This is a genomic window from Sulfurospirillum sp. E15m, assembly GCF_059415145.1.
In genome coordinates this window covers 59,097-85,309 of sequence record NZ_JCAHZS010000007.1, presented here as the reverse complement: position 1 = coordinate 85,309, position 26,213 = coordinate 59,097, and the positions used below count along the sequence as shown (strand labels likewise).

The following is a 26,213-nucleotide window of genomic DNA, read 5'->3' as shown; positions in this document are numbered from 1 at the left end:
AGAAAATTAAAAAGGTAAGTGATGATAAATTACAGCAAAAAACTAACCACCGATAGAGAATTTTATCCTATTGAAAATCTGGAGTATTCCATCGAGAGTGACCGAGGGCGGATTCTTTCTGCTCCTGCGTTTAGGCGGCTTCAAAAGCGTACACAGGTGTTTGCGTTGGAGCTCAATGCTTCGATTCGTACGCGTTTGACGCACTCTTTGGAAGTGTCTCAGACGGCGCGGTTTATTGCTAAAAGTATTTTGAGTAAGCTCAAAGAAAAAGGCTTGCACGCTTATGGATTGGATGGGCTTGAAAATGCCTTTGTCTCCACGGCAGAAATGACGAGCCTGCTGCACGACATCGGCAATCCTCCTTTTGGGCACTTTGCAGAGCAGACGATCAACAAGTGGATGAGTGAAAATGCGTTGCCGTTGCTTGAAAAGATGCCCTCTACTTCCGATGAAACCACAGAGCTTAAAGCGATGCTTGCACAAGATTTGAGCCATTATGACGGTAACGCCCAAGCGATTCGAGTCATTAGCAAATTGCAACGCCTCAACCTCTCTTATACGCAAATCGCTTCGGTGGTGAAATACACGCGTGGGGCTTATGAAGCCAAGCCAAAAAAAGGCGAAGCGCTTGATTATCTGATGAAAAAGCCAGGGTTTTATTACAGCGAAAAAAGTTTTATTGAGAAGATTCAAAAGGCTTTACATGTAAAACACGGACACCGTTTTCCACTCACGTACATCATGGAAGCCGCAGATGACATCTCTTACCTCACGGCGGATTTGGAAGACTCGGTGGAGAAAGGCATTTTGAGTTTGGATAAGGTGTATGAGCTCATCAAATCAGAGTGCGAAAAAGAGAGTGAAACGTACTTGATGGAAGTGATTCAAGAGCGGTACAATCAAGCTAAAAAGAACGATGAGCCGTATCAGTTTAGTATGTTTTTTACGCTGGTTCGTGCCAAACTCGTGACCTCTTTAGTGAGCCATGTGGTCGATGTTTATCTGAAAAACCATGACGCGGTTTTTGAGGGGAGATTTAATGCCGCGTTGCTCGAATACGACAAGCAGAGCAAATACTACAAAGCGGTGAAAATCTTACAAAACATCTCGACCAAACACATCTACCAAAACAAAAATGTGCAAACCTTGGAGCTTCAAGGCTACGCCATTATCAATGGGCTTTTGAACATTTACAAACCGCTTTTAGAACTTACATGTAAAGAGTTTGAAGCGCTTTTAAACGATGAGCCTATCGAATGTTTTATCGCAATGCGGTTGATTAAGCGCATCTCTTCTAAGCAAATCGTGGCGTATCAAAACGATGTAAAAGCGTTGGAAGCAAAAGAGAGTGAAAGCGCTCATATTTTGGAGTTTTATTACCGTGCGCGCCTTGTTATTGACTATATCAGCGGTATGACGGATGATTTTGCATTGCATGAGTATAAAACACTCTTAGCACTTTAAGAAATTACATGTAAAACACGTTTATGATTAAATATTTCGTCAAGAATGTGTAAAATTACTCAGGTTAAATTTTTAAAACTGCAAGAAATATGCGTAAAATGCACAATCGATTATGTATGAAAAATGTAAGAAATATGCCAATTTTAGGCCTCTAAACTCAAACAATCCCTTATGTGAACGAAAAAAACAAACTATTTTAATCAGCTATAATTTTAAAAAAAAAATAAAACTAAGTTACAAATTTATGTTATTTTTATAAATATTTAAATTACACTCATTTCAATAGCCGTTCATTGGAGGTTGTAAATGAGTGAAACTCTTTTAGCTGCATTTACGAATGCACCGTACCTTGTTAGCTTTATCGCAGGGATTATTACGTTCCTCAGTCCGTGTGTGTTACCGCTGATTCCTGCGTATCTGTCGTATATTTCTGGGCTTTCATTAGCAGAGCTTAAAGACGACGAAAAAATGAGTTCAAGCACAAAAACCAAAGTTCTCACTGCGTCGCTTCTCTTTATTACGGGGTTTAGTCTTATTTTTATTCTCTTGGGTGCGGCGGCTTCAACATTTATCGGCGAATGGATGCGCAATAAATACGCCGCGATGATTGCAGGCGGTATTATCATCGTTTTTGGTTTACATGTCATGCATGCGATCAATATCAAATTTCTCAACTACGAACAACGCGCGGATTTTGGCGGGATGAAAAAGAGCGAAACAGGGATGTTTCGACACATTTTAAATTTCTTTGCTCCTTTTTTACTCGGCATGTCGTTTGCGCTAGGGTGGACACCGTGCGTGGGACCTCTTTTAGGAGGCATCTTAGGAATGGCTTCGTTTGGCGATGACACCACCAAAGGAACGATACTCATGACGCTTTACGCCGCAGGTTTGGGAGTTCCTTTTTTCCTCAGTGCGCTTTTAACAAGTCGCGCCATTGGCGTGATGAATCGCATGAAACAGCATTTTAAACTCATTGAAATTGTTGCAGGCTCGCTTTTAGTGCTCATTGGTGTCGCCATCGCCACTGGCGGTATTAGCTTGCTCACAGAATTCTTCCTCAATCTCGGTTTTAAAGGAGTGTGATATGAAAAAAATCTTTGCCTTGATGTTACTTCTTAGTTCACTGCTTTTGGCCAGCGATGGTCCAAAGCTTTATCATGATTATAAGTCAGGATTTGAAGCGGCGCAAAAAGAGAAAAAAATGATGATGATTATGATCCATCTCAAAGGGTGTCCTGAGTGTGCGTACATGGAAGATGTCGTCTTTAAAGATGAGAAAGTACGAGCCTATATGGATGCCAATTTTATCAACATTGCCCTTGAGTTTAGAGAAACAGAAGTGCCTGCAAAATACCCACGCATTGGTGTTCCAACGTTTTACATCACTGACAAAGACGGCAATATCGTTGCCAGACAGATTGGTGGAACAAGAAGCGATCGGTTTTTGCAGTTTTTAGAAAAAGCAAAAAGCAAAGGATAAGGTTATGCGAAAAACAGTCATTTTAATCTCCTTTGTGCTTTCATCGCTCTTTGCGAATGAAGCCGTTGATTTGTTGATGAAACACAAAGAGTGTACAGGATGCGATTTGAGTGGGGCGGATTTGAGTGGTATCAAAGCCAAAGGGTTTGTACTCGATAATGCGAACCTTTCACTTGCGACACTGAGTCAGGGTGATTTTAGTGGAGCGAGTTTTGCCAAAGCCAATGTCTCCGATGCCGAAGCCGTTGGTATCAACCTAGAGGGTGCGACGATTTATTCGTCTAATTGGAGCGGAACCAATCTCAAAAATGCACGTTTTGTCAGTGCAGATGCGAAAGGGATGTCGCTGGAAAATGCCAACTTAGAAAATGCGGATATGACAGGTGGACGCTTGTGGGCGGTCAATTTTCAAGGTGCCAATCTTAAAAATACGATTATGGTCGATGCCCAACTGGGCAAAGCAAACATGACGGGTGTTGATTTGAGCCAAGCCAATTTGGACGGTGCGATTTTTTGGGAAACCAAACTTCAAGGAGCGAAACTCATGAAAAAAGATTGTGATGCCGCCAAAAAAGATGGCGCTATTTTGGACATGTTTACCCAATGCATTTAGTCATCCTTTTAGCACTAATGTGCTTCTCTCTTTTTGCTAAAGAGATAACCATTACAAGTGATGATGGCTTTGTGATGCATGGATGGCTTGATTTCCCTGCTCAAAAAGAAGCGCACTATCCCGTCGTCGTATTTGCGCATCAATTTGGCGCGGATCATACGATTTGGAATGAGATGGCTGGGGAGTTTAACCGCAAAGGCTATGCCACGTTGATGGTCGATTTAAGAGGGCATGGCAAGTCAATTATAAAAAATGGCAAGGTCACTAAAATTAGTGCAGACACAAGAATGGACCACATCGCAAGTGCGATTGAAGAGAGTCGAAAAAACGTGGGATTTGAAAAAATCACCAGCGATATGTCGCAGTGGTTGAACAGACTCTCCGATGAAAAAGAGATTGATATGCATAAGCTCATTTTGGTGGGTTCATCGCTTGGTGCAGGAGCCATCATTCCTTTGATGGTTGAAACTGACCCCATCGCATTGATTGCTTTATCACCAGGTGGAGGGGACAGTGAAGCGATTAAGACTTCGCTGATGTATTCAGAATCTCCTTCATTGTTCATCGCAGGGAAAGATGACCCTTTAGGCGCACAAGAGCGTGCTATTGCGTATACGAAAGAAGCTCTTCGCGGTTCTTTGGTGCTCATCTCAAGCGATGGGCATGGAACGGTGTTGTTACCAAGAGTCAAAAATTATATTGATGGCTTTTTAAAAATGAACCATTGATTTACATGTAAAAATGAAAATTTGAAATACCCATGTTTTAGGAGGAGAAATTTGCAAGATAGATATGAAATAGACTCTTTGAAAGAAGAGAGCAGTAGACGAAATTTTTTCAAAAAAAGTTTTCTCTATTCAGCTGCAGCGTTGGCAACGATTGGTAGCGCTACACAGCTCAATGCTGAGTATCAAATCAATCCAAATAACTTGCCTCCGCACAATCCTGATTGGGGATTGAAATGGGGGCGAGATAATAACAGTGAACCGTATGGCATGCCCTCACGGTTTGAGAAACATGTCGTAAGACGTGAAGTTCCTTGGCTCACAGCAGATAAAAAAGCATCGGTCAGCTTTACGCCATGGCAAGATTTAAAAGGCATTATTGTTCCTAATGGGCTTCATTTTACAAGATGTCACGGAGGTGTCATTGACATCAATCCTAAAGAGTATCGTTTACTGATTCATGGCTTGGTGGAAAAAGAGGTCGTTTTAACGCTGGAAGATATTAAACGTTATCCTAGCATTAGCGTCATTCACTCGTTTGAATGCGCGGCGAACAACGGTATGGAGTTTAGGGGACCTGGAATGGATTCGTTGCAAGTCACACATGGTATGTTGGCATGTAGCGAATGGACGGGCGTGCCTTTAAAAACAATCCTAGAAGACATAGGTCTTAAACCCGAAGCAAAATGGATGTTTCCTGAAGGCTCTGACCCCGCAGGTGTTGGACGCTCGATTCCAATTGAGAAAGTTCTTGATGATGCGATGCTCGTGTATGCTCAAAACGGTGAAGCACTTCGTCCAGAACAAGGCTATCCTATCAGACTTTTCTTGCCGGGTTGGGAAGGCGTTATGCAGGTGAAATGGTTGAAACGCTTAAAGTTTGACACCAAATCATGGATGGTACGAGAAGAGAGTACCAAATACACCATGCTGATGAAAGATGGTCATGCCATGATGTATAACTGGGCGTTTGAAGCCAACTCCGTCATTACGTCACCGTGTCCTGAGCGCAACTGGGTGCATCAGAAAAAAGGGCCTATTATGATTGAGGGCATTGCATGGTCAGGCAAAGGAACGATTACCCATGTTGATGTCTCCACCGATGGTGGCAAAACATGGAAAGAAGCTAAATTTACAAGCATACAACTGCCCAAAGCGGTCACACGTTTTGCGCTTAAAATAGAGTGGGATGGAAAGCCAATGTTGCTTCAAAGCAGGGCAACGGACGATACAGGCTTTACGCAACCCACCGCCACACAAATCAATACTGCAAGGGGCAAAGAGGCAGTGTATCATCGAAATGCCATTCAAACATGGGAAGTTAAAAGCAACGGGGAGGTTCACAATGTTCACATCTATGAAGCATAATATCGCGCTAATGGGTGTTATGACACTGCTTTTTGCAACATCAGCGATGAGTGAATCATTGAGCTATACACCCGCCAATCCCGATAAATACCCTTATCCGAGCGAGACAATCGACATGCACGGCAATAAAATCAATAACGACGGCGCGATTAAAAAGCCTCAAAATTTTAATGTCAATCATGTCTATGCCTCGCCCTTTAGCGCCAAAGGATTTCATTTAGGTGAAAAAGCCACCAAAGAGCAAGTCGATGCATGGAATACCGATGTCAGACCGGATGGTAAAGGCTTACCAGAGGGCAGTATGAGTGTTTCCAAAGGTTCGGAAGTCTTTATCGCCAAATGCGGTGCATGCCATGGCGACTTTGGTGAAGGTGTGGGAAAATTCCCTGTGCTTACGGGTGGTATGAATACCCTCAAACTTCATCCACAAAACGGTGGCGAACCCGGCCCTCAAAAAACCTTTGGAAGTTACCTTCCCTACGTTGCACCGATGTTTTGGTACATCCAAACGGCGATGCCTCTTTCTTCACCTAAGTCACTGACTAACAGTGAAGTGTATGGCATTTTGGGCTACTTGCTCCAAGCCAATGACATTAAAGTCAATGGAAAAGCCATCGAAGATGACACGATTATCGACGCTGCTTTCATTAAAGCGGTGCATATGCCCAATGAAAAAGGGTTTGAATACAACAATCTTCGAAAACCAGACACACACAATACGCGATGTATGAAAGATTGTCTAGATCCTAAAAAGATGACGGTTCAAAAAATTGTCACCGATGGTACGCAAGTCGAACCTGAATTTGGAGAAGAACGCTATTTCTATGGTGACGTCAAAAACAAAAATGAAGGAGAAGTACCTGGAGAAACGACGTATGTGACGTATTGTGCAGGCTGCCACGAGGCCGGTCTTGCGGGTTCTCCAAAATTTGGAGATAAAGCAGCGTGGGCAAAGGTGATGAGTAAAGGCTTAGATACGGTATTAAAGGACGCTATTATGGGAATTGGTGCGATGCCTCCTAAAGGCGGAGCAACAGATCTAAGCGATGATGCAGTGAAAGAAGCTGCATCATACATGATCAACCAAAGTAAATAAAGGAGTAAAGATGATGCCTAAGAAATTAGTACTCGCTCTTTCGTGTACGGCGCTACTGGTAACGGGTATGGTAGCGGCGGAAAAAGAGATGAGTCAAGATGCCAAGATTAAACTTGGAGAAGCCGTCTATAAAGATATATCAAGGGGAAACTGCTTGGCGTGTCATGCGCTAAGAGGTTCAGGCATTGAGCAAGAAGGCAATATGGGACCTAATCTTGCCGACTTTGCAGGAATGCCTGATGAATATTTCTTTAACAAAATTTGGGATCCAAATGTCCAGACTCCCAATTCAATTATGCCACCGCTGGGAAGAAACCTTCGGGTGAGTAAAGATGAAATTAACGCAGTGATTGCGTACATTAAACATACAGCTAAATAAACCTAGGAGAAAAATATGCAAAGAAGAAATTTTATAAAAATGGGCGGATTTCTTGCACTGGGTGCACTTTCGCCATCACTTTACGCAGGGTTTTTAGAAGACCATGCCAAAGCGTTTACCTTTAAAAGCGCCCCTGAAGCGATGGGAGATTTATACGGAAAAGCAAAATCAGCAGCCGATAGTAAAGTCGAGTTAAAAGTCCCTGATATCGCAGAAAATGGTGCGGCTGTGCCTGTGACGATTTCAACGACGCTACCAGATGCCGTGGAGATGTCTATTTTTGTTGAGAAAAACCCTTATCCATTGATTGCCGTTTGGGAAATTCATGAGAACACTATTCCTGATTTTTCAACACGTATCCGAATGGGTGAGACCAGTAATGTTATTTTAGTCGTTAAAACAAAAGACGGCACGCTTCACACGGCAACCAAAGAGGTTAAAGTCACTGTTGGCGGATGTGGCGGTTGATAAACCCCACTAAAAATAACATAGAATATAAATACATCATGGAGAACAACAATGGGAATCAAAGTAATCGCAAAAGTAAAAGATAACGTGGCTGAAGTGAAACTTCTTATCAAACACCCGATGCAAATGGCAAGTACAAAGACCAATAAAACGGCGAAATTTATTAACGAATTGTTGGTTAAACATGGCGGAAAAACAGTCTATACCATGTATCCAAGCGTAGGTATTTCTGAAAATCCTTTTATTAAGTTCATGTTTAAAGGTGCTAAGGTCGGTGATAAAATCGATGTTTCATGGAAAGACAATACAGGCGCAACGGAACAGGGTGAATTTGAGCTTAAATAACACGCTGCAATAGGCTTTTAGTACACAAAAAAGCGGGTACTTGATGCGATGAAGAACATGTTTTTCACGTGCGTCAAGAGCTAAAATGAAAAAGGTGGAACAATGTTAAAAGCAATAGAAAAAATAATTGTAGCATCTACGGTGCTATGTGCCTTCTTAAGTGCAGGGGAATTTGATGTGCAAGCTGAAAAAGATAGGCTTGCGATGCAAAACTATTTTTTAGTTAAGTTTAGTGATCCACTGGGAAAATCTGCCAGTTATTTCCCCTATGTTGATCCTGAAGAGATTAAAAAAGATTATATCTATCCTGTGAAACTTGAAGATTTTGCACACGGGACAGCCGCTTGGTATCGACCAACAAAAGAGCAGCTCAGTGAAATCAATGACTTCCCTCCTTACGAGATACCATTGGATGAGGGAAAAGAGTTGTTCTATAAAAAGTTTGCTAATGGAAAATCGTATTCTGATTGTTTCCCAGACCCTGCAATCAAAAATATGTATCCATTATTTGACACAAGCAAAAATGAGGTAGTCACACTTGGCGTTGCTATCAACGAATGCCGTGCTAAAAATGGTGAAAAACCATTGAAATATGGAAAAGATGATATCGCAAAGATTATGGCGTACATGGCGTTTATGTCACGCGGTAAACCCATCGCCATTAAAATCCCAACAAAAGAGGCGATGGAAGCCTATAACGACGGTAAAAAAGAGTTTTACAAACAACGAGGCTACTTTGCTCTTAATTGTGCGGAATGCCACGTTGCAGGCTCAGGTCAGAGAATTAGAGCAGAAGCATTAAGCCCAACACTTGGAGATGTCACACATTTTCCTGTTTACAGACTCAAGTGGGGTGCATTTGGTACGCTTCAACGAAGACTACAAGGGTGTATCGAAGATACGGGGTCTTTAGCACCAAAAATACAATCCAAAGAGCTTAGAAACTTGGAGTATTTTTTAACATACATGTCAAATGGGTTTAAAATAGATGGCCCAGATACACGTAAGTAAAGGAGAAAACGATGAAAAAGATAGCTTTACTAATCGGTACCATAACACTGTTGCTCCTTACTGGATGTACCACAAACCCTGATGCGCCAATGGAAGCGACGCAACAAAATGCCGAAAAAGCGATTGCGGCGGCTGAAGCGAGATACGCTGAAGCGATTCAAGTGCATATCGCATGGCGAAAAACCCATGAGTTTATCGCTAAGGCTAAAGCAATGGCAAAAGAGGCTAAATACAAAGAGGCGATTGATTTGGCCAATCGTGCCAAATTGGAATCTGACATTGCGTTTCAAGAATCGGCTGAGTATGATAAAACGTGGCCAGATGCTGTCGTAAAGTAAAGGAAAAACGTTCATGAGTTCATTAAACAGAAGAGAGTTTTTCTATCTCTTGAGCATCTTGGGGCTTGGTGGAACGCAAGTATTCGCAAAGTCGCATAAGAGATTGTATGGCATTGATAAACTTGAGGATTATTACACCCTCGAGAATTTCGGTAATGCACGATTTTTACACATTACCGATACGCATGCGCAATTGATGCCGGTCTATTTTAGAGAGCCAAGCGTCAATCTTGGCTTTGGTTCTAATCTTGGAAAGCCTCCACATATCGTAGGCTCTAGTTTTGCAAAACGTTATGGGATTGCCAGCGGAAGCAAAATGGAATATGCGCTAACGTGCCTCAATTACGATGACAATGCTAAACGCTTTAATCGTGTCGGCGGTTTTGCTCAAATTAAGACCTTGGTAGACCACCTTAGAGGCAATTTTGGTGCGGATAAAACACTCTTCTTAGATGGTGGCGACACGTGGCAAGGAAGTTGGACGTCGCTTCAAACCCGTGGGAAAGATATGGTTGAAGCCTTGAATATTTTAGGCGTCGATATCTGTACGGGGCATTGGGAGTTTACCTACACCCAAGAAGAGATTATGGCAAACATTAAGCGCCTCAAATCAGAATTTATTGCACAAAATGTCTTTGTCAAAGAAGAAGCGTTGATGGAAGGCTCTGTGCCAAATGTCTTTGATGAAGACAGTGGCAGAATGTTTAAGCCTTATTCGATGAAAAAAATGGGCAACAACAGGGTCGCTGTCATCGGACAAGCCTTCCCTTACACGACCATTGCCAATCCTCAGCGGTTTATTCCAAATTGGTCGTTTGGTATTAAGCCTGAGGAGATGCAACAGCTTGTGGACACCATCAAAGAAAAAGAGAAGCCCGATGCGATTATCTGTTTGTCTCACAACGGCTACGATGTCGATAAAAAAATGGCAGAAGTGGTCAGTGGCATCGACTTTATCTTAGGCGGTCATACACACGATGGCGTGCCTGAAGCGTACCCTGTGAAGAACGCATCGGGAACAACCTATGTCATGAACTCAGGTTCCAACGGTAAGTTTTTATCGGTGCTTGATTTGGAGATTAAAAACAAAAAAGTGGCTGATTTTAGATACACGCTTTTACCTGTTTTCTCTGACATCGTGCCTGAAGATAAAGTGATGAAAGCGTACATTGAAACTGTTCGCGCACCCTATAAAGCGCTGTTAGAGAAAAAGATAGCCACTACCGATGAAACGCTGTATCGAAGAGGCAATTTCAATGGTACGTTTGACCAAATCATCTGCGATGCTTTGCGCGAGGTCAAAGGTGCAGATATTTCCATGTCTCCAGGGTTTAGATGGGGTACGAGTGTTCCGATGGGACAAGCGATTACGTTTGAAGATATTGCCACCCAAACGGCGATGACCTATCCTGAGACCTATCTGCGTGAGGTTAAGGGGAGCGATATTCATTTTATTCTCGAAGACGTTGCCGATAACTTGTTTAACGAAGACCCTTTCTTGCAACAAGGCGGAGATATGGTGCGAACCGGTGGACTTTCGTATACGATAGACCCTCAGAAAAAGATAGGACAACGCATCACCAATCTCAAGCTTAGCTCTGGTAAAGAGATTGAAGCGTCAAAAGTCTATAAGCTCGCAGGATGGTCTACGGTTGGGTCACAATCGGATGGTGAGCCTATCTGGGATACGGTGACTAAGTATCTTGAAGACCATAAACATATCAAGAGTATCAAGCTTGATTCTCCCGATATTATCGGTATTAAAGACAACCCAGGCATTGAGCTCTCTTTATATAAACGTTAAGATTTCATGGGGTAAGGAATTCCTTTGCCCCATAGTGAGGTGCATACATGAAAAAAATTCTTCTTTTTTTAATGCTCGGTCTGTCATTGTTTGCCAAGATGGATTTTAGTGATCCCAAGCCTAGTTTTGAAACGCCACGGAAATGGGTGATTAAAATTTCTACGAACGACCTTGAAACCATGAATCACACACTCGATGCGGTGAATAATGTGCTCAAAGAGTACCCACCAGAGTCTTTAAAAGTGGCACTTGTCTTTTACTCAAAAGGGTTACGTGCCATTAAAAAAGATTTTGACGTTACGACACTGAGTCGAATTCAATCGCTTAAAGCGTATGATATTGAGCTGATTGCATGCAAAAATACAATGGAAACGATGGGTTGGAAAAAGAGTGATTTTATCGAGGGCGTGAGCTATGTCCAAGCAGGTGTCGCTGAGGTGATAGAGCGCGTTGCCAATGGATGGATCGATGTTACACCTTATTGACCTCTTTAGCGCTACCCAAGAATTTAAAGGTCCTGTTCGCCCGCGTGTGAAACACCTTGAATTGATCGAAGGGCATGGCATTAAAAACGATAAATTTGCGGGTAGGAATGTCGAACGCTCGGTGATGGTCGTAGGAAAGATCGCGTATGATATTGCACATACCAATGGCATTCATCTTGAACAAGGCTCTTTAGGTGAGAACATACTGTTTAATTTTGACCCGCATGATCTCTCATTAGGCGAGACGATTCAAATTGGCGAAGCTAAACTTCAAGTCACAGAAAAATGCTCCATCTGCACGCATCTAGTAGCCTTTGACCCACACCTTCCAAAACTCATTCAAGAGCACCGTGGGATTTATTGCAAGATTATTCAAGGTGGCATTGTCACCAAAGAGTCGAATGTGGTACTTCTTTAAAACCTCAAAAATTTTTTTACATGTAAAAGATTTGATGGATGAAAAGAGCTTTGAAGAAGTAGTAGCCCAGATAGGCTACTACAAAAATCAGTCTTAGAATTTATAAATAGCTTTAAACCATAAATCATGGCCATCGCAATCTTTAGACCAATCTTGATATGAGACGTCAAATGTTAAACCTTTAAGTGCTTGGACATCATACACGGTATAGATATCCGTATAGCCGTAATCTTTATGGTTTGCATCATCATTCACTCCTGTATAGCGTGCGCCTACTAACAATCCAATGGCTTTAAAGGTATAGTTTGCGTCAAAACTATACGAATCGGTATTTTTTGTATAGGTACCCGCTTTATTTTGGTAGCCTTTCGCAAATGCTGTTTGTGCGCCACCGCCAATACCGCCTGTTAATGCTGTTCCTTCAATATCGCCATCTTTAGAAATTGTTGTGTACGCAACATAGGTATTAAAATTTTTGTAATCTAAACTGCCTTTAATACCATACATCGTTCCATCATCTTGACCAATTTCGTGAGTCGCTTTATACTCATAATTGAGTGCTAGGCCATATTTGAAATCACCCATTGGAAGAATGTAATTCCCTTCTAAGTAGTAAAAGTCTGCATCAACTCCTGTTGTAGCATTGCCATACATTCCCGCCCATTGTGCTGTTAAGGTGGTATTGGTAAGCGATTTATTGACAACTAACAAGGTATAGGCATAATCGCCATATATCGCACTATTTTTCAAATTGACAAACTCAGCAATATTACCAGCAACATCTGTTCTATTTTGATACTTTGTAATCATACCCGCTAAAATTGTTGTATCCGGTATGTTCGTATTGGTGAGAGTTGCACCTTCAAACGATTGAGTAACTAAACGTGATGGACTGACCCCTACAAGTGGCGTATTGAGAAATTGACGACCAATTTTTAGGACCGTTTTATCTAATGTATATTGAACGTATGCTTCTGAAAGTATTGCTCCCGAACCATAAACATCACCTTTGAAATCATCTTTTGCCGTGCCTGCCGTACCTATTGAGCCATCAGCAAAGGGTGCATAACTTGATTGCAGTGTTGTCCCTAGTTTAAAACCGTAAAAGTTATCTGTTACGTATTTTAAAATCACACCTGTCACGAAGATATTTGAATCAACAGGAGATGTTTTGCTATTTGTCGCACCTTCTCTATCATAATAGAAAGCCCTAAGTTCCCCATGAATCTGACCATTCTTAAATGCATCGGCTAGTGTATCTGCTGCAAAAGATGTTGTTGCTAACCCAGCCATAATACCCGCTACCAAGCTTAAACGAGCTAATTTCATACTATTCCTTTGTTGTATAAGAAGTAAAAAAAGAAGTAGCCCCTTTGACTACTTCTTAAGATGATAAATGATTAAAAGAACTGCCAGATAGGCGTACCAAGATTAAACATTACCAAACGATAAACTGCTGCACCGACAAAGGCGCAGATAACACCTAAAATAAACGGTGTACTTGAAATAGCAATCATGTCAGCTGTTTGGCTTTTAAACGACGCAATACCCAGAGGAATCACAAGTCCAATCACAACCATGCCACCCCAGAACAGAGTTGCCAATCCTCCTGTCAAAACGTACCCAACAGAACGGCTAGCATCTGGATAATCCGCAGAACCAAGAGCAATTAAATAAGCCATGATGGTAAAAGCTTGTAAGAGCACCATTCCTTGGATAATACGTTTCATCTTTTCCATCAGTGCTTTGCTTGGATTTGACAATAAGGCGGTATACGCTAAAGAGCCCATAAGTCCCGCAGATGCCAAGTAAACAAATGGAATGGTTAAGGTATTCCACGCAGGACGAGCTTCCATCACATAAGAGTCACCTACGGCAAAGGCTAAAATGATTGAAGGAATTGCCCCAATCAACGTGATTGTTTTGAGTGTCTGTTTTGATGTTTGTCGTTTTAGCGCATAGAGGTAAGCTATCACACAAATACCCGTCAATCCAATCATGGATGATTCTATAAAAATACCCGATGTCGGATGTCCGAGTGCACCAAAAATTCGCTCAGGATGACCTAAGTGAAGGACGCTTGAAAAACCACCTAAGGCTAAAATGACCAAAACACTTAAAGCACCTTTAGCTTTCACTTCTTCGTTAATATTGAACCATTCATTGATGCATAATGCGATGAAAAGTCCTGTGCCTAAATCTACCAATGAGGTAAAAAAGACCAATGCCCATTCGCTACCCATGATGTGCCTCCTTACCCGTATGATACGGTGTTCTCCATGTCTCTTTTGGCTCTATCTCTTGCCATGTCGCTGTTTTACGATGTAAGATATACTTCACGGATGGGTGATTGCCACGATCAGGGAGCGTATGGATATTCGCTTCACCTGCTTCGCGTAACACACGAGATACATCACTATTTGGATCATCAAGATCACCAAAAAAACGACATTTTGCACAGCATACTTTGACGCAGGCTGGTTTTTCACCCACCGCTGTCAAATGTTCACACAACGTACATTTTTCAACAACTTTTTGCTCCGCATTGTAGGAACGCGCACCGTATGGACACGCCATCATGCAGTATCGACAGCCGATACAAAGCTCTTTATTAACCAAAACAACGCCTTCGCTTGTTTTATAGGATGCTCCTGTTGGACAGACATCCACACATGATGGGTTGTAACATTGCTGACAAATGGTTGGTAAGTTATATTGCGAAATATCAGGGAAGATTCCCATTGGACCGATTGTCAAAACTTTATTGTAATAAACGCCTAGTGCCACATCGTTTTCCATCTTGCACGCCATTTCACAAGAGAAACATCCGATACAGCGATCTAAGTCTATAACCATTGTTTTTTTCATTGTTTTATTCCTTTATCCAGATTACAATGTCACAACACTTGTTGGGTCAGACGGTTGAGGCATCCACGGTTTAAATTCTTCAGGTTTTTCCCAAATACCTTTTGGGGCACCATCTGCTTTATAGATTTTGACACGATACCCTCGTATAGTATACGTACCAAAAATATCGTTATAAGGGCCAGATTCTCTAGAAAGAACATTGACATTCATCTCTTGCCAACCGTGTGTTGGGGTATCTAACGTTTCTGGATTCCAGAATCGCTCCATATAAACCGTATCGGTTGGTATACCCTCAGTGACTCTTACTTTGGCTCGAATTTTACCTCTTGCGGATTCTATCCATGTCCAATCTCCTTGTGCAACACCGTATTTGATTGCTGCTTTTGGATTGACCCAAACTTCTGGCACAGGATAAATTTCTCTAAGATACGGAATATTACGCAATGTGCCATGATGATACATTGGTAAACGACCATTGGTCATAATGAGAGGATAGATTTTCCCTTCAGGGGTTTTGTCATTTTCTGCAGGCTCTCGGTAATACAATAAAGGATCGTAGTCTTTCGATGCAGGGGGCAGATCAAAAGGTGATAGAGGGCGTCCCGTACGACCTAATTTGATGAAACACTCACCATAAACTTCGCATTTTTTGGATGGAGTTCCAAACCCTTTTTCTTTACCCGTTTTTGGATCAATGTCTAAATAACGATAGTAGCGTTTAAACTCATCAAAGGGGATGTGCTCAAACGGAACTTTTTGAATATACTCTTTCCATGTCATGCCAAAGAATTTAGTCCATGCATCTAACTTTTCTTCATATGTATTAAAGTAAGGTATCTCAGGAGCCGTTGCTTTTGGATCAAATGCCCGCTTACAATTCTCATGCCCCAATTCTCCGCATCGTTTTACAAGTTGTGACCAGAAAAAGACTTCATTACATGTTTCCCACGTATGCGTAACTGCCCTTCGTGCAAACATTTTGTTAAAAGATTGCGTAACAAAATCTGATTCTAGCCATTCTGTCATTGGCAAGAGATAATCCGCATAAGCAGAGAAAGATGTCGGATAGAGAAAAGCATGCACAATTAAATCTAATTTTTGCATTCCTTCTACCCATTTAGCAGCATTGGCAACAACACCCATTTTATTGCCAGAACGCTCTATCCATGCATGAATGCCATAAGGCTTACGTGTGAGCATTGCTTCAAGTAAAGGTCCAGGTTGTGCGACCCACCACTGTAACATTCCCTTATGTTCAATACCCCCTAAGCGTTTTAAGAGTTGCTCTTTAGGTAGGAAATGATTCAAGCGCGTTGTACGAAGCGCTCCGCCCGTGTCGCCTTTATAGCGTTGCAAGATCGTACCTGGTTTTTCAACATTACCCATGATGATATCTAAAGTAGCACCACCCATCGCAGCTTCTGCTGAATTGATACCATGATCTACCGCAACACCTAATGCGATGCTTGAAGGAGTATCTTCTGCATACATTTTAATTGCGGTGATAATTTTACGCTCATCCAATCCACATTCGGCAGCGGCTTTGGCAATCGTAAAAGGCTGAACACGTTCTCTTAGTAAAGTAAAACCGGTTTTATATTCTGTACCATTGATCGTATAAGTACCTTCTAGCGCAGGTTTAAGGGCATCATCCCATGGATATGTCAATCCTTTTGGCGCTTTTGTTTTTGTATCCCAAATGACATAAGTATCGGAACGACCACCTTCAATAAGTTCGTTTTCACGTAAAATCATCTTTGTTTTTGTATTGACTAAGAACGGTAAGTTTGTCCATTTCATCACAAAATCATTATCATACAGTTGATGCTCGATAATATAATTCACCCATGCCATCATCAAAGCGACATCTGTACCTGGACGAATCGGTAACCATACATCTGCTTTTGCGGCATCTGGCGTAAAGCGAGGGTCGATAACCACTGTTTTGACACCTCTCGCACGAAGTTCAGCAATCGCTCTACCTGCTTGTGCAGGACCACTATAAGAAGGATCCGTTGCCCATAAAACCAAGGTTTTGATTTTTATCTCATTGTAAAAATACAGCTCTAATCCATTTGAATCTGCAAGGCTTGGATTTCCAGCAGGACCACCACCATACATCATCCAGTAGATAGATTGTCTTGGCATATAACATTGAGAAGCACCTGGCTCAAACCAGTTTGGTGATTCAAAAACATTGCAAAAGCGACATACACTAGGGAAATTGGGGTTACCACCACCACCGGTGCTACCCATGACAGCTTCAGCGCCATATTTTTCACGGATTTCCATCAATTTTTGAGCAATTTCGTCAATAGCTTCTTTCCATGAAATGCGTTTCCATTTATTTTCTCCGCGAGCTCCAATGCGCTTCATAGGATACTTATTGCGGCTTGGATGGTACAATGCTTGAATGCCCGCCAATCCTTTTGCACATAAAGCACCCCTGCTGCGTTCAAATTCTGGATCACCCTCTAATTTAATCACACGACCATTTCTAACATGGGCTAATACACCACAATCTGCTGTACAATTACGACAGTTTGTTCGGATAATTTCTGTTTTATCGGGTGTTTGACCTAAAGAAGCGGCATTAGCACGAGGCACCAATCCATCCGACCACGTACTGCTAAGTGCACCAAATGCACCGATAACAGCGGTTGTTTTTAGAAAATCTCTTCTCCCAAACGCTGCTTGTTCTTTTTGTTCCATACAATTCTCCTTCTTACGGCAAAAATCAGGAATGTAAATACACAGAAGATAGTGCGCTTGCTGTGCATTCACGTGAATCAAAATTTTATTGATGGATAACAATAAAATTCACCTAACCAACAAAAGTACCTTGACGTTAAGTCATCAAAAGTTTCAAATCTTGGTTATAAGGACGTATCTACTTGTTTAAGCCTTTTTGTTCAAAAGAGAATAAATTTATAGATATTTATGTTTTAATAAATCGATTTATTGTGGAAATTATAAGCATATTTGCCACTGTTTGTCAATACAAATTATTTTATTATTTTATTCAATTTACACAAAGACTGATGTGGTCGAACTTTTCATGGGAATAAAATTTTTTAAAAAGAGGTAGTGCAGGCTATCACGGTATAAAATTTAGTAAGTTTTTTAGAAAAACGTAGAGAATAAAGTGTTGTTTTTGTTTTATTTGATGACGAAAAAATTTAAAATACTAATTTGTAAATAAAGTTTTTTTGTGCATCGTATATAAAATAAAGTTGAGTTTTGCTATGATGTGAATAAGAAAAAATTCCGTGATTACGTTGATTTAAAATATCATTTTGGGTTAGAATATAAAGATGGCACGAAAACGTTCGACTTTCACTCCTGATTTTAAAATGCTAGTTGTTCTTGAGGCGTTTCAAACGCAACTTACATTACAACAGTTGGCAGACAAACATCAAATTTCAGTCAAAAACATTATGAATTGGAAGCAACAATTTTTAAACAATGCACACCTCGCCTTCCAAAGCGCACCTACAAAAGAGACGCTTGAAACACTCAAAAAAGAAAATTTAGAATTGGAAAAAAAACTTACTCAAGCCACTGAAGAAAAAAGTTTTGTGACGAAAAAAATTAAAGAATTAAAGCTTTAATATTTTTGACTTTTTAGGAACAATTTTAGTGAGAGTTTTGTTCTGTTTTGTACTGTGCTACCTTCTGCTTATTCAGAAAATTATGTTCTATAAATAACAACATTTTTCTGCAATTCTTCTGGATTAACACGAAAATCATTTTGAAATAAAATGTTTACATTGTTTTCAATAATATCAAAGAGCGTTTTACTCTCTTTGGAGATCGCATGTGTAAAACACACATCTTCACATAAATAGCATTCAATGCATAAAGAAGGATCAAACAAAATACCAAATGAAGTTTTTTGCAGCAATGATAATGCCCCCGATGGACATACATGTGTGCAAATGGAACACTGCTGGCAATCATCAGCATTAATGATTGGCTTAGTGCCAATAACGGTCGATAATAAACTCTCTTTTTTTTGAAAAAGCGTCTTTAACATCGTAAGGTAACGCTGATGTTTTGCATATGTGTGTGGTTTTGTAGTCAAATGATGATAATGATGCAACGTTTTATCGGCGCAAAGTTCGGTTTTATCTTGTGTGCCCGATTCTTTGCCTAACAATTTGAGTAAAAATCTTCGTCTGATTTTTCCTTGTCTGTTCTGCTCATTTTGGCGATCTTCACGAGAAACGATAGACTGTTTTTGTTGATTTAGGTGAACTTTAATCGGTAAATTTGCACGTGAACAAAGCATTGTAACCGCATTGATGGTTGTTTCAATCAGTGATTGTGTTGATGACAAAGAGCACGTTGTGCATTCACCATGAACGATATGAATGTCTTGTTTTGTTGTTATCGCCGTATATAACAACATTGATTGATCTAATCTAGCAAGGCAGGGTAATGCAATAGCTGCATTGTCAAGCGTTTGAATGTTTTTACATGTAAAAATAATTTTTTCATTTTGAGAGCTTCGAGATTGGATGGATGCCATAATCGCTTCATCCAAAAGTGTTTGGCTTTCAAAAGCATCCGTAGGACATACTTGCATACATGCACCGCAGTCTAGACATTTAAGCGTATCGATACGTGGAATGCTCGTGAAAAAGTTAAGCGCATGAGAAGGGCATACGATTTGGCACTTCTCACACGTTGATTTTTGATGAATCGTTTTTAAACAACGCTCTACATGTAAAATCATCTCTCCAACCTATTGCGCATCTCTAAGCATCTTTAGACTTTTTTTTAAAAAAGGAAAAGGAAATTGCATGCATTGGGCAAGCATCTGAACAATCCATGCATTTGGTACATCGCGATACGATGCTTGGCGTTAAAGGGCGGTGCAAATTAATATCTTCATGGCATACTGTTTGACAGATTTTACAATCAGCACCTTTGGTTGTTTGAAGACAACTTTGTTGATCAATTTTTGGTTTAAAAAAAACATTAGCACGACTCATTAACGAGATCAAAGCGCCTAATGGGCAAAATTTTCTACAGGAATATCGAAATAAAGCAAGCTCCAATATCAATAAAGCAGGAAAAATTGCCAAGGACCATGTCGGTTCATTAAATTGAATCAATCTCCAAAAACTCACGATGACAGCAAACGTGAGTCCAATAGGACATATTAAACAAAAAACTGGAAATCCAAACAAGAAAGTCGAACCAAGAGCCCCGCCTAAAACATAATAGCTGGTATCAATAGGTTTTTTTGTTTTTGATGCTGTTTGTATCTCTTGTGCCGTAACAGTGTTTGTCTCAACAATTTTTTCCCCTGGTAAAACGGGTGTAGTGACGGATGTCTTTTTAGGAAACCATTTTCTAAACAGCGGTACAGGACACACCCAAGCACAAAAAATACGTCCAAAAATGATAGATATTGCGAAAAAAACGGCCAATGAGATAAATACCGCAGGTACAAATGTTTTACTAGCGAGGAAGGTTTCAACAGAACCTAAAGGGCAAATGGCTGTAATGGTTTTATATCCGAATGCACTGAGTGTCCCTGTGCCTGAATGAAAGAAAAGTCCAAAAACAACAAGTGCAACAAAAAAAAGAATCGTATACGTACGTAACGATGAAAATTTAAACTGATTCATAGCTAAACTTCTTTATGAGAGATGGGTTTGATCTCGACACCGCGTACTTTTCCACCGACGTAGGAACGAAGTATCAGTGCTGGACAAATATTTTCACATACACCGCAACCATTACATTTTTCAGAATCAATGATCGGTCTTTTTTGAGCGTCTAAGGTGATGGCTTTATACGGACAAGCCGTGTAACAAAGGGTACAAGCACCAAAATTAAGGGCAATGCACACATCCGTCAATTCAGCTATTCCTATCTTAACGCTCTTTTTATCGAATGGCTTTAGCGCATCGGTAGGGCATACTTCCACACATTTGTTGCAAAAATCACAGCTTCCCAAGTGAAATTTCATAATAGGGGTGCGCGCTTGAACAAATCCTTCTTCAATGGAAGCAATTCCAATCGCAGAAGTGTGACAAGCACTTCTGCATCGATCGCATTTAATACAATTGGCTAAAAAAGAGGCTTCATCTTGCCCACCAGGTGGTCTTAATAATGCTTTTTTTGTTTCAGCTTTTCCCGCAATACCCAACCCAAACATCAAGGCAATGCCTGCACCTGCTGCTACAAATTTGCGTCTTTGAACATTGGTTCTTCGTACGTTATGTGCTTGATGTAATAATGATTCGTTTTGCATGATCTTTTCTTTTGGCTAAGAAAGAGTGTCGCTAGAAACGGCTTCTTGTGCAATATATTCTGCATGGGCTTCTGCTTTGCGACCACTGATAAGAATCGTTGTTGTTAAATAGTGCAAGATCTCTTGATCGAGCGTTAAATAACCGTTGGTCATTTTGGCAATGGCTAAATAAAAATCAGAGCTTGCACATCGAGCGACATCATTACAGAAAGAGGGCACCCAGTTTAAGAGATGTTCTTTCAAAAAGGTGGTTTGCGTGTCAATGAATTTTGCAGCTTTTGAATAATCTTCTTCGTGCAAAGCTTGTTTACATTCATTGCATAAATATGCCATGAATTCTAATTCGAGTCCCAGTTGATCTTTTGGCATATTTAAACTTTCATCTATATCAAGTCCAAAATGTCGGTACATAGCGAGCACCTTATCTCGAGCCTCTTGCATAACTAAATGCTCCGTACTGGTATAAACAGATTCATAAGGATAGGCCGCCTCAGTATTTTCAAGTGTACCAGCACCTAAAAATACTCGCGCATAATCAACGGCAAGGTCTGTTAGGGGGTCTAAGTGTTGTTTTTGAAAAAATGCTTCAAAGAGTTTGTACCCTTCAGCGAGTTCCTGATCTTCACATTCTGTGAAAAAACGCATTTGAGAAAGTTGTTCGTAAAAAGTTACGTCAATCTCTTCTTTATAGATTTTTCCTAATAACCGATACATGTAAGCTCTGTTTTCCATCAATAAGATGTTTTCACTCATAAGTCCCATTTTCTATCCTTTTGTGATATGTTTATTTTTGCATCTATACAAGTTTTGATATAGCCGTAGATGTTGTGACCCAATGACGGTTCCACTCTAACCCACCGGCTGTTTCTAAAGAGTCAATAAAATACGATGGATAAATCTTTGGGCTTTCCAAAAGAGGATTACCCATCAAATGTTTTTCAATGTCGATTCGTGATTTTGGATTTTTACATAATGACAGGATGTCTAAGTACACCGATTTATATTCAGGCTCTTTCGTAAATAACGCTTCTATCTTGTCGTCACGTTGTTCTTGTTCAAGTGCAATCAATCCTTCCAACGTTGTTTGATACTGAGTTTCGTCGTTAGAAGTTGGATGCACAGCTAATATTGCTTGACATTTTATAAGCCACGTTAAAAGAATTTGAGGTGTTTGTAACGGAACTTTCATCTCAGGATACGCTAAAACTGCAGATTCTACCTCCATAAGCTTTTTTGGATTTTTACACAAAGAGAGCATTTTATACAGTATGGCTCTAAACGCAGGCTCACTTTCTATTCGCTTCTGAATCAGCGCTACTCTTTCCTCCGTAGATAGTTGTATGTCATCGTGTGTTTCTCGCATGATTTTTCCTTTCTATAAAACCTTACATGTAAAAATTAAAATTGAATAAATTAAAACAGATAAACTGTTTAATTATATAAGTTTAATTTTTACAATTATAGAAGTATTGCCACTATTTGTCAATACTATTTTATATATTTTTATTTTCTACTTTTCAAGTAATTATTTACAGTAACCCCTGTTTCTAGGCATTTTTATTAATATGTTAAAAAAAATGATGAATTTTATTGATTCATTGCTATTTACTTTATTGAGAAAAAAAGATATTATTTCATTATATATTTTAAAATATAACGATAATATGTAATTTTCTTGTTTTTCATGTAGTGACGTAAGAATTTTTTTGATACTATATTGAAAACAGTTCATATTAAACTAAACTTATTCGTATGGAGAGGTAAAATGGCTCGACAAAAAAACTCATTTTCACCTGAATTCAAAATGCAAGTAGTCTTAGAGACTTTCCAGAATAAAGACACATTAGTACAATTAGCGAGTCGCTATAATACTTCCGTGAAAAACATTGAAAATTGGAGAGAGCAATTTTTACAGAATGCCCATTTAGCCTTTAATTCGTTAGCACCATTGGAAAGTGTCGCGTCATTAAAAAAAGAAAATTCTAAACTAGAAAAGATGCTTGAAAAAACTCGTCAAGAGACAAAAGAAGCGGCAGATAAACTCAAACAACTTGATATTACGACAAAAAAGCAGTTGATTGATACAACATCATCTTCGTTATCTATTGCACAACAGTGTAAAATCATTGATCTCAATAGGCCTTCTTTATATTATGAACCCAAACCTTCTAATAGTAATGATGAAATCATTATGCAAAGAATTTGTGAGATTTATAATCATGCACAATCCTCAAAAGGGTATCGTGCAATGCATCAAAAATTGATAGAAGAGGGATTTAAAATAGGGGTTAATAAAGTTCATAAACTGATGAAAATACTAGAAGAACAAAATGCTCTAAGCCGTTCATCCAATTATGAAAGCCAACCCAATAAAGTACAAGTTCATTCTCGTTCTTTGCATGATCTTGCACTGATTAAGCCGTACAAATTATAAGGTACAATGATTTCTTGCTGAACATTCATGAAAGGTAAATATAAAATTTTTAGCTGCATCATGAATAGCTACAAAGTGCTGGTATTGTTCGAGTATATTGTCTTTTTGTTTGGCTACAATTTCCAATTTCTTTTGTAAAATTACTTTTTTTCGTAGCAATGTTGTAACTTGTTTTTTTTGAACAGGAATAGTAGGCTTTGCACAAAAAATTAATGCAGCACTCTCTAAAAATCTTTTTTTCCATCGATAAATGGTTTTACTGTTAATATGATATTGTTGGGCTAGTTCACTTACAGAAGCTTGATTTTGCACTAATGCAAGCATGATATTCGTTTTAAGTTCAGAAGTATAGTACATAATAACCTCTCTTTTCTGAAATATTTTTCGTTATCTTTACATCAAAATCATAGCACCATCTTTTGCATTGTGTGGTAAACAATTGGTAACTAACCTTAATTTATACAAAATAATTTTTTTTAAGTATATATTTATATATGTAAATAATTTTAGTGACTTATTTTTGATATAATTGTACGCATGATTAAAATATTATTGATTGAAGATGATGTCGATTTGGCCATCTTATTGCAGCGGATGCTTTTGTTGGAAGATATAGAAACAACGCTTGCTTATCACCCCTTTGAAGGACTCAAACTCTTAGAAAGTGATACTTTATACGATGCCCTTGTGTTAGACCTCTCTTTACCCGGTATTGACGGTTTTGAAGTTTGCCGAAGAGTAAGAACCCTGCATCCTGATCTGCCTGTCATTATTTCTTCTGCTCGTTCTGATACTCTTGATAAAATTATGGGGTTTGAATTAGGAGCAGACGATTATTTGCCTAAGCCATACGAACCCATTGAACTAGCGTTTCGATTACGAGCAATATTGCGTCGAGGGCTTCATGTTAGCGTATCAACCAATAGTTTTACGATTGATCATGAACAACATATGATTAAGCGTAATAATCGTGAAATTCAACTTACCAAAGCGGAATACGATATTTTCTCTTTTATGATTGAAAAAGAAGGATACGTTATTTCGAGAGAAGATTTATTGCTCAATATTAACTCGATCAAATTTCAAAGTGGTCTTAAAAGCATTGATGTCATCATTGGGCGCATACGCCAAAAAATTGGAGATGATCCTAAAAACCCTCATTTTATCCACTCGGTCAGAGGCGTAGGATATAAATTTATCAATGCATAATGTATCCATCATTCGGCTTATATCCTTCTTCTTTGTGATCGCCTTACTGATCATTAATGGTTCGTTCATTATCGAATATAAACGCCAAATTAAAGACATTGAGTATTTTACGTTTCAGCGCTTTATGCTAGGAATGCGAATGCGGGAAAATGATGATCCTAATGCCCCTCAAGCCCTAGCAAAAATAGGTCTTAGAAATAGTTCTCTTTCCAAATTAGAAATCAGGGAAAATGGTAAAAAAATCCTTGAAGACTCTTACTGTGATATGATTCAATATAAAAAGAAGCTCTATTTTGTTCCAAGAGATCCTCTTCCTCCTGAAAAATCTCTCTTAAGAATTATGCTTTTAGCTGGAATTAAAGTGTCTGCAGAAGGTAATAAAATTTCGATGAATGATAAACCGGCTCTGGAAAATATTGAAGAATTTTCGTTACATAATTTGTGGATATTATGGGGAACGATTAATAGTGTTACAATTATCTTCTTTAGTATTGTTTTACGAAAATTGTTGCGTCTGAGAAATTTAAAAAGTGCTATTCGTGTGGCTGGGGATTCCAATAAATTTGAAGCCATCCCAATAGATAGTCATGATGAATTGGGGCAGATCGCAACAGAATTTAATCTTGCAATGAAAAAACTGCATTTAATGAAAGAAGCACGTACGCTTTTTCTTCGCAATATTTTACATGAGCTTAGAACGCCTGTTATGAAAGGTAAAATCTTAGCGAGTATTATTAAAGATGAAGAATTTAAAGACCAATTACGTCAAATTTTTATTCGACAAGAGGTCCTTGTAGGAGAGATGGTCAAAGTTGAAAAATTAACTTCAAACGAATGGAAACTAGCAAAAAAAGAGTATCGCCTCGTTGATATTATCGATCATGCTATCGATCTCCTTTTGATGAAAAACACGGATAGAATAGAGATAAATGCAGAAGATGAAACACCTGTATTAGTAGTAGATTTTGAACTTTTTTCGACAGCCATCAAAAACTTGATTGACAATGCACTTAAATATTCCAAAGATCATGTCGTGATTGATATCTATCAAGATGCTCTTAGAATTGGGAATACAGGTGAAAAAATACCAGAACAACGTCTTGATTTTACTCGAGCATTTAATCGTGAAGTGGAAAGCACAAATTCAGGACTAGGTTTAGGCTTATATATTGCTAATCAAATTTTTCTGAAACATGATTGTGAACTAACATATCAATATATTAATACGACAAATTACTTTTTACTTCATTTTATGGCTGTAAGTAATAATTTGCTTGAATTAAAAAGTAAAGTGTAGCAAAGGTGTTTAGACTGAGCAGTACACGTTTTGAGTTTTGATTGATGAAAATAGAGCTGAAAGTTTTATCATGTCATGGTGGAGTGTAGGGGGATCGAACCCCTGACCTCAACGCTGCCAGTCACCTTTAAAGTCCTAAA

Annotated in this window: 29 protein-coding genes; 19 read left to right on the top strand and 10 right to left on the bottom strand. The window is 39.4% G+C overall.

Annotation, left to right across the window (positions count from 1 at the left end; translation table 11 throughout):
• Window positions 1-21: 21 nt before the first annotated feature.
• From dgt to AC5SLP_RS10205, 15 genes are all read left to right on the top strand, one after another.
• Complete coding sequence (gene dgt, locus AC5SLP_RS10275; protein WP_495255056.1) at window positions 22-1,464, top strand: dGTPase; 1,443 nt, start codon at window positions 22-24, stop codon at window positions 1,462-1,464.
• Window positions 1,465-1,770: 306 nt separating this feature from the next.
• Window positions 1,771-2,550 carry a cytochrome c biogenesis CcdA family protein gene (locus AC5SLP_RS10270; protein ID WP_495255055.1) on the top strand — a complete coding sequence of 260 codons (780 nt, stop codon included), beginning with the start codon at window positions 1,771-1,773 and terminating at the stop codon, window positions 2,548-2,550.
• A gap of 1 nt (window position 2,551) precedes the next feature.
• Window positions 2,552-2,947 carry a thioredoxin family protein gene (locus AC5SLP_RS10265; RefSeq protein WP_495255054.1) on the top strand — a complete coding sequence of 132 codons (396 nt, stop codon included), beginning with the start codon at window positions 2,552-2,554 and terminating at the stop codon, window positions 2,945-2,947.
• Window positions 2,948-2,951: 4 nt separating this feature from the next.
• Window positions 2,952-3,560, top strand: a complete 609-nt coding sequence (locus tag AC5SLP_RS10260) for a pentapeptide repeat-containing protein (RefSeq protein WP_495255053.1) — start codon at window positions 2,952-2,954, stop codon at window positions 3,558-3,560.
• Window positions 3,551-4,288 carry an alpha/beta hydrolase gene (locus AC5SLP_RS10255; protein WP_495255052.1) on the top strand — a complete coding sequence of 246 codons (738 nt, stop codon included), beginning with the start codon at window positions 3,551-3,553 and terminating at the stop codon, window positions 4,286-4,288. The genes AC5SLP_RS10260 and AC5SLP_RS10255 overlap by 10 nt, the downstream gene beginning before the upstream one ends.
• A 51-nt stretch (window positions 4,289-4,339) precedes the next feature.
• Window positions 4,340-5,653, top strand: coding sequence for a sulfite dehydrogenase (gene soxC / locus AC5SLP_RS10250; RefSeq protein ID WP_495255051.1), 1,314 nt, complete (start codon window positions 4,340-4,342; stop codon window positions 5,651-5,653).
• Window positions 5,631-6,749: a c-type cytochrome gene (locus tag AC5SLP_RS10245; protein WP_495255050.1), complete on the top strand. Its 1,119-nt coding sequence runs from the start codon at window positions 5,631-5,633 to the stop codon at window positions 6,747-6,749. Before soxC ends, AC5SLP_RS10245 begins: the two co-directional genes overlap by 23 nt.
• Before the next feature lie 10 nt (window positions 6,750-6,759).
• A complete protein-coding gene (gene soxX / locus AC5SLP_RS10240) occupies window positions 6,760-7,128 on the top strand; it encodes a sulfur oxidation c-type cytochrome SoxX (RefSeq protein WP_495255049.1) in 369 nt (122 codons plus the stop codon).
• Between the two features lie 15 nt (window positions 7,129-7,143).
• A complete protein-coding gene (soxY, locus tag AC5SLP_RS10235; RefSeq protein ID WP_495255048.1) occupies window positions 7,144-7,596 on the top strand; it encodes a thiosulfate oxidation carrier protein SoxY in 453 nt (150 codons plus the stop codon).
• Window positions 7,597-7,647: 51 nt separating this feature from the next.
• Window positions 7,648-7,941: a thiosulfate oxidation carrier complex protein SoxZ gene (gene soxZ, locus AC5SLP_RS10230; RefSeq protein ID WP_495255047.1), complete on the top strand. Its 294-nt coding sequence runs from the start codon at window positions 7,648-7,650 to the stop codon at window positions 7,939-7,941.
• A gap of 102 nt (window positions 7,942-8,043) precedes the next feature.
• Window positions 8,044-8,952 carry a sulfur oxidation c-type cytochrome SoxA gene (gene soxA / locus AC5SLP_RS10225; protein WP_495255046.1) on the top strand — a complete coding sequence of 303 codons (909 nt, stop codon included), beginning with the start codon at window positions 8,044-8,046 and terminating at the stop codon, window positions 8,950-8,952.
• 11 nt (window positions 8,953-8,963) lie between these two features.
• Window positions 8,964-9,290, top strand: a complete 327-nt coding sequence (locus AC5SLP_RS10220) for a hypothetical protein (protein ID WP_495255045.1) — start codon at window positions 8,964-8,966, stop codon at window positions 9,288-9,290.
• Between the two features lie 13 nt (window positions 9,291-9,303).
• Entirely contained in the window at window positions 9,304-11,094 is a 1,791-nt protein-coding gene (gene soxB / locus AC5SLP_RS10215; RefSeq protein WP_495255044.1) for a thiosulfohydrolase SoxB, read from the top strand.
• 47 nt (window positions 11,095-11,141) lie between these two features.
• Complete coding sequence (locus AC5SLP_RS10210) at window positions 11,142-11,579, top strand: DsrE family protein (protein WP_495255043.1); 438 nt, start codon at window positions 11,142-11,144, stop codon at window positions 11,577-11,579.
• Window positions 11,563-11,997 carry an MOSC domain-containing protein gene (locus AC5SLP_RS10205; protein ID WP_495255042.1) on the top strand — a complete coding sequence of 145 codons (435 nt, stop codon included), beginning with the start codon at window positions 11,563-11,565 and terminating at the stop codon, window positions 11,995-11,997. Before AC5SLP_RS10210 ends, AC5SLP_RS10205 begins: the two co-directional genes overlap by 17 nt.
• Before the next feature lie 93 nt (window positions 11,998-12,090).
• On the opposite strand, the gene AC5SLP_RS10200 is transcribed toward AC5SLP_RS10205, so the two are convergent.
• From AC5SLP_RS10200 to AC5SLP_RS10185, 4 genes are all read right to left on the bottom strand, one after another.
• Window positions 12,091-13,326: an OprD family outer membrane porin gene (locus tag AC5SLP_RS10200; RefSeq protein ID WP_495255041.1), complete on the bottom strand. Its 1,236-nt coding sequence runs from the start codon at window positions 13,324-13,326 to the stop codon at window positions 12,091-12,093.
• A gap of 71 nt (window positions 13,327-13,397) precedes the next feature.
• A complete protein-coding gene (locus tag AC5SLP_RS10195) occupies window positions 13,398-14,240 on the bottom strand; it encodes a dimethyl sulfoxide reductase anchor subunit family protein (RefSeq protein ID WP_495255040.1) in 843 nt (280 codons plus the stop codon).
• On the bottom strand, window positions 14,233-14,865 hold the full coding sequence (locus AC5SLP_RS10190) for a 4Fe-4S dicluster domain-containing protein (RefSeq protein WP_495255039.1): 633 nt from the start codon (window positions 14,863-14,865) through the stop codon (window positions 14,233-14,235). The genes AC5SLP_RS10195 and AC5SLP_RS10190 overlap by 8 nt, the downstream gene beginning before the upstream one ends.
• A 21-nt stretch (window positions 14,866-14,886) precedes the next feature.
• Window positions 14,887-17,577, bottom strand: a complete 2,691-nt coding sequence (locus AC5SLP_RS10185) for a molybdopterin-containing oxidoreductase family protein (protein ID WP_495255038.1) — start codon at window positions 17,575-17,577, stop codon at window positions 14,887-14,889.
• 602 nt (window positions 17,578-18,179) lie between these two features.
• Between AC5SLP_RS10185 and AC5SLP_RS10180 the strand changes: the two genes are divergently transcribed.
• Window positions 18,180-18,476 (top strand): transposase, encoded by a 297-nt coding sequence (locus tag AC5SLP_RS10180; protein WP_495255037.1) that lies wholly within the window; start codon window positions 18,180-18,182, stop codon window positions 18,474-18,476.
• Window positions 18,477-18,556: 80 nt separating this feature from the next.
• Here the strand turns inward: AC5SLP_RS10180 and AC5SLP_RS10175 are convergent, their stop codons facing one another.
• The 5 genes from AC5SLP_RS10175 to AC5SLP_RS10155 are packed head-to-tail and all read right to left on the bottom strand — an operon-like array spanning window position 18,557 to window position 22,496.
• Window positions 18,557-19,603, bottom strand: a complete 1,047-nt coding sequence (locus AC5SLP_RS10175; protein WP_495255036.1) for a 4Fe-4S binding protein — start codon at window positions 19,601-19,603, stop codon at window positions 18,557-18,559.
• Between the two features lie 22 nt (window positions 19,604-19,625).
• Complete coding sequence (locus tag AC5SLP_RS10170) at window positions 19,626-20,504, bottom strand: 4Fe-4S binding protein (RefSeq protein WP_495255035.1); 879 nt, start codon at window positions 20,502-20,504, stop codon at window positions 19,626-19,628.
• Between the two features lie 2 nt (window positions 20,505-20,506).
• Window positions 20,507-21,133 carry a 4Fe-4S dicluster domain-containing protein gene (locus AC5SLP_RS10165; RefSeq protein ID WP_495255034.1) on the bottom strand — a complete coding sequence of 209 codons (627 nt, stop codon included), beginning with the start codon at window positions 21,131-21,133 and terminating at the stop codon, window positions 20,507-20,509.
• 15 nt (window positions 21,134-21,148) lie between these two features.
• Window positions 21,149-21,895, bottom strand: a complete 747-nt coding sequence (locus AC5SLP_RS10160) for a TorD/DmsD family molecular chaperone (RefSeq protein WP_495255033.1) — start codon at window positions 21,893-21,895, stop codon at window positions 21,149-21,151.
• Between the two features lie 34 nt (window positions 21,896-21,929).
• On the bottom strand, window positions 21,930-22,496 hold the full coding sequence (locus AC5SLP_RS10155; protein ID WP_495255032.1) for a hypothetical protein: 567 nt from the start codon (window positions 22,494-22,496) through the stop codon (window positions 21,930-21,932).
• 402 nt (window positions 22,497-22,898) lie between these two features.
• Between AC5SLP_RS10155 and AC5SLP_RS10150 the strand changes: the two genes are divergently transcribed.
• Window positions 22,899-23,567, top strand: a complete 669-nt coding sequence (locus AC5SLP_RS10150) for a transposase (protein WP_495255031.1) — start codon at window positions 22,899-22,901, stop codon at window positions 23,565-23,567.
• Here AC5SLP_RS10150 and AC5SLP_RS10145 read toward each other — a convergent pair.
• A complete protein-coding gene (locus tag AC5SLP_RS10145; protein WP_495255030.1) occupies window positions 23,562-23,924 on the bottom strand; it encodes a transposase in 363 nt (120 codons plus the stop codon). The genes AC5SLP_RS10150 and AC5SLP_RS10145 overlap by 6 nt on opposite strands.
• 180 nt (window positions 23,925-24,104) lie before the next feature.
• Between AC5SLP_RS10145 and AC5SLP_RS10140 the strand changes: the two genes are divergently transcribed.
• Together AC5SLP_RS10140 and AC5SLP_RS10135 are read left to right on the top strand one after the other, a co-directional pair.
• Window positions 24,105-24,776, top strand: coding sequence for a response regulator transcription factor (locus tag AC5SLP_RS10140; RefSeq protein WP_495255029.1), 672 nt, complete (start codon window positions 24,105-24,107; stop codon window positions 24,774-24,776).
• Complete coding sequence (locus AC5SLP_RS10135; protein WP_495255028.1) at window positions 24,769-26,073, top strand: ArsS family sensor histidine kinase; 1,305 nt, start codon at window positions 24,769-24,771, stop codon at window positions 26,071-26,073. The genes AC5SLP_RS10140 and AC5SLP_RS10135 overlap by 8 nt, the downstream gene beginning before the upstream one ends.
• Window positions 26,074-26,213: the final 140 nt, after the last annotated feature.

Bases quoted from the DNA above. Each gene is read 5' to 3' on its own strand.
- dgt (WP_495255056.1), top strand. From the start codon at position 22: ATGATAAATTACAGCAAAAAACTAACCACCGATAGAGAATTTTATCCT.
- AC5SLP_RS10270 (WP_495255055.1), top strand. From the start codon at position 1,771: ATGAGTGAAACTCTTTTAGCTGCATTTACGAATGCACCGTACCTTGTT.
- AC5SLP_RS10265 (WP_495255054.1), top strand. From the start codon at position 2,552: ATGAAAAAAATCTTTGCCTTGATGTTACTTCTTAGTTCACTGCTTTTG.
- AC5SLP_RS10260 (WP_495255053.1), top strand. From the start codon at position 2,952: ATGCGAAAAACAGTCATTTTAATCTCCTTTGTGCTTTCATCGCTCTTT.
- AC5SLP_RS10255 (WP_495255052.1), top strand. From the start codon at position 3,551: ATGCATTTAGTCATCCTTTTAGCACTAATGTGCTTCTCTCTTTTTGCT.
- AC5SLP_RS10245 (WP_495255050.1), top strand. From the start codon at position 5,631: ATGTTCACATCTATGAAGCATAATATCGCGCTAATGGGTGTTATGACA.
- soxX (WP_495255049.1), top strand. From the start codon at position 6,760: ATGATGCCTAAGAAATTAGTACTCGCTCTTTCGTGTACGGCGCTACTG.
- soxY (WP_495255048.1), top strand. From the start codon at position 7,144: ATGCAAAGAAGAAATTTTATAAAAATGGGCGGATTTCTTGCACTGGGT.
- soxZ (WP_495255047.1), top strand. From the start codon at position 7,648: ATGGGAATCAAAGTAATCGCAAAAGTAAAAGATAACGTGGCTGAAGTG.
- soxA (WP_495255046.1), top strand. From the start codon at position 8,044: ATGTTAAAAGCAATAGAAAAAATAATTGTAGCATCTACGGTGCTATGT.
- AC5SLP_RS10220 (WP_495255045.1), top strand. From the start codon at position 8,964: ATGAAAAAGATAGCTTTACTAATCGGTACCATAACACTGTTGCTCCTT.
- soxB (WP_495255044.1), top strand. From the start codon at position 9,304: ATGAGTTCATTAAACAGAAGAGAGTTTTTCTATCTCTTGAGCATCTTG.
- AC5SLP_RS10210 (WP_495255043.1), top strand. From the start codon at position 11,142: ATGAAAAAAATTCTTCTTTTTTTAATGCTCGGTCTGTCATTGTTTGCC.
- AC5SLP_RS10205 (WP_495255042.1), top strand. From the start codon at position 11,563: ATGTTACACCTTATTGACCTCTTTAGCGCTACCCAAGAATTTAAAGGT.
- AC5SLP_RS10200 (WP_495255041.1), bottom strand. From the start codon at position 13,326: ATGAAATTAGCTCGTTTAAGCTTGGTAGCGGGTATTATGGCTGGGTTA.
- AC5SLP_RS10195 (WP_495255040.1), bottom strand. From the start codon at position 14,240: ATGGGTAGCGAATGGGCATTGGTCTTTTTTACCTCATTGGTAGATTTA.
- AC5SLP_RS10190 (WP_495255039.1), bottom strand. From the start codon at position 14,865: ATGAAAAAAACAATGGTTATAGACTTAGATCGCTGTATCGGATGTTTC.
- AC5SLP_RS10185 (WP_495255038.1), bottom strand. From the start codon at position 17,577: ATGGAACAAAAAGAACAAGCAGCGTTTGGGAGAAGAGATTTTCTAAAA.
- AC5SLP_RS10180 (WP_495255037.1), top strand. From the start codon at position 18,180: ATGGCACGAAAACGTTCGACTTTCACTCCTGATTTTAAAATGCTAGTT.
- AC5SLP_RS10175 (WP_495255036.1), bottom strand. From the start codon at position 19,603: ATGATTTTACATGTAGAGCGTTGTTTAAAAACGATTCATCAAAAATCA.
- AC5SLP_RS10170 (WP_495255035.1), bottom strand. From the start codon at position 20,504: ATGAATCAGTTTAAATTTTCATCGTTACGTACGTATACGATTCTTTTT.
- AC5SLP_RS10165 (WP_495255034.1), bottom strand. From the start codon at position 21,133: ATGCAAAACGAATCATTATTACATCAAGCACATAACGTACGAAGAACC.
- AC5SLP_RS10160 (WP_495255033.1), bottom strand. From the start codon at position 21,895: ATGGGACTTATGAGTGAAAACATCTTATTGATGGAAAACAGAGCTTAC.
- AC5SLP_RS10155 (WP_495255032.1), bottom strand. From the start codon at position 22,496: ATGCGAGAAACACACGATGACATACAACTATCTACGGAGGAAAGAGTA.
- AC5SLP_RS10150 (WP_495255031.1), top strand. From the start codon at position 22,899: ATGGCTCGACAAAAAAACTCATTTTCACCTGAATTCAAAATGCAAGTA.
- AC5SLP_RS10145 (WP_495255030.1), bottom strand. From the start codon at position 23,924: ATGTACTATACTTCTGAACTTAAAACGAATATCATGCTTGCATTAGTG.
- AC5SLP_RS10140 (WP_495255029.1), top strand. From the start codon at position 24,105: ATGATTAAAATATTATTGATTGAAGATGATGTCGATTTGGCCATCTTA.
- AC5SLP_RS10135 (WP_495255028.1), top strand. From the start codon at position 24,769: ATGCATAATGTATCCATCATTCGGCTTATATCCTTCTTCTTTGTGATC.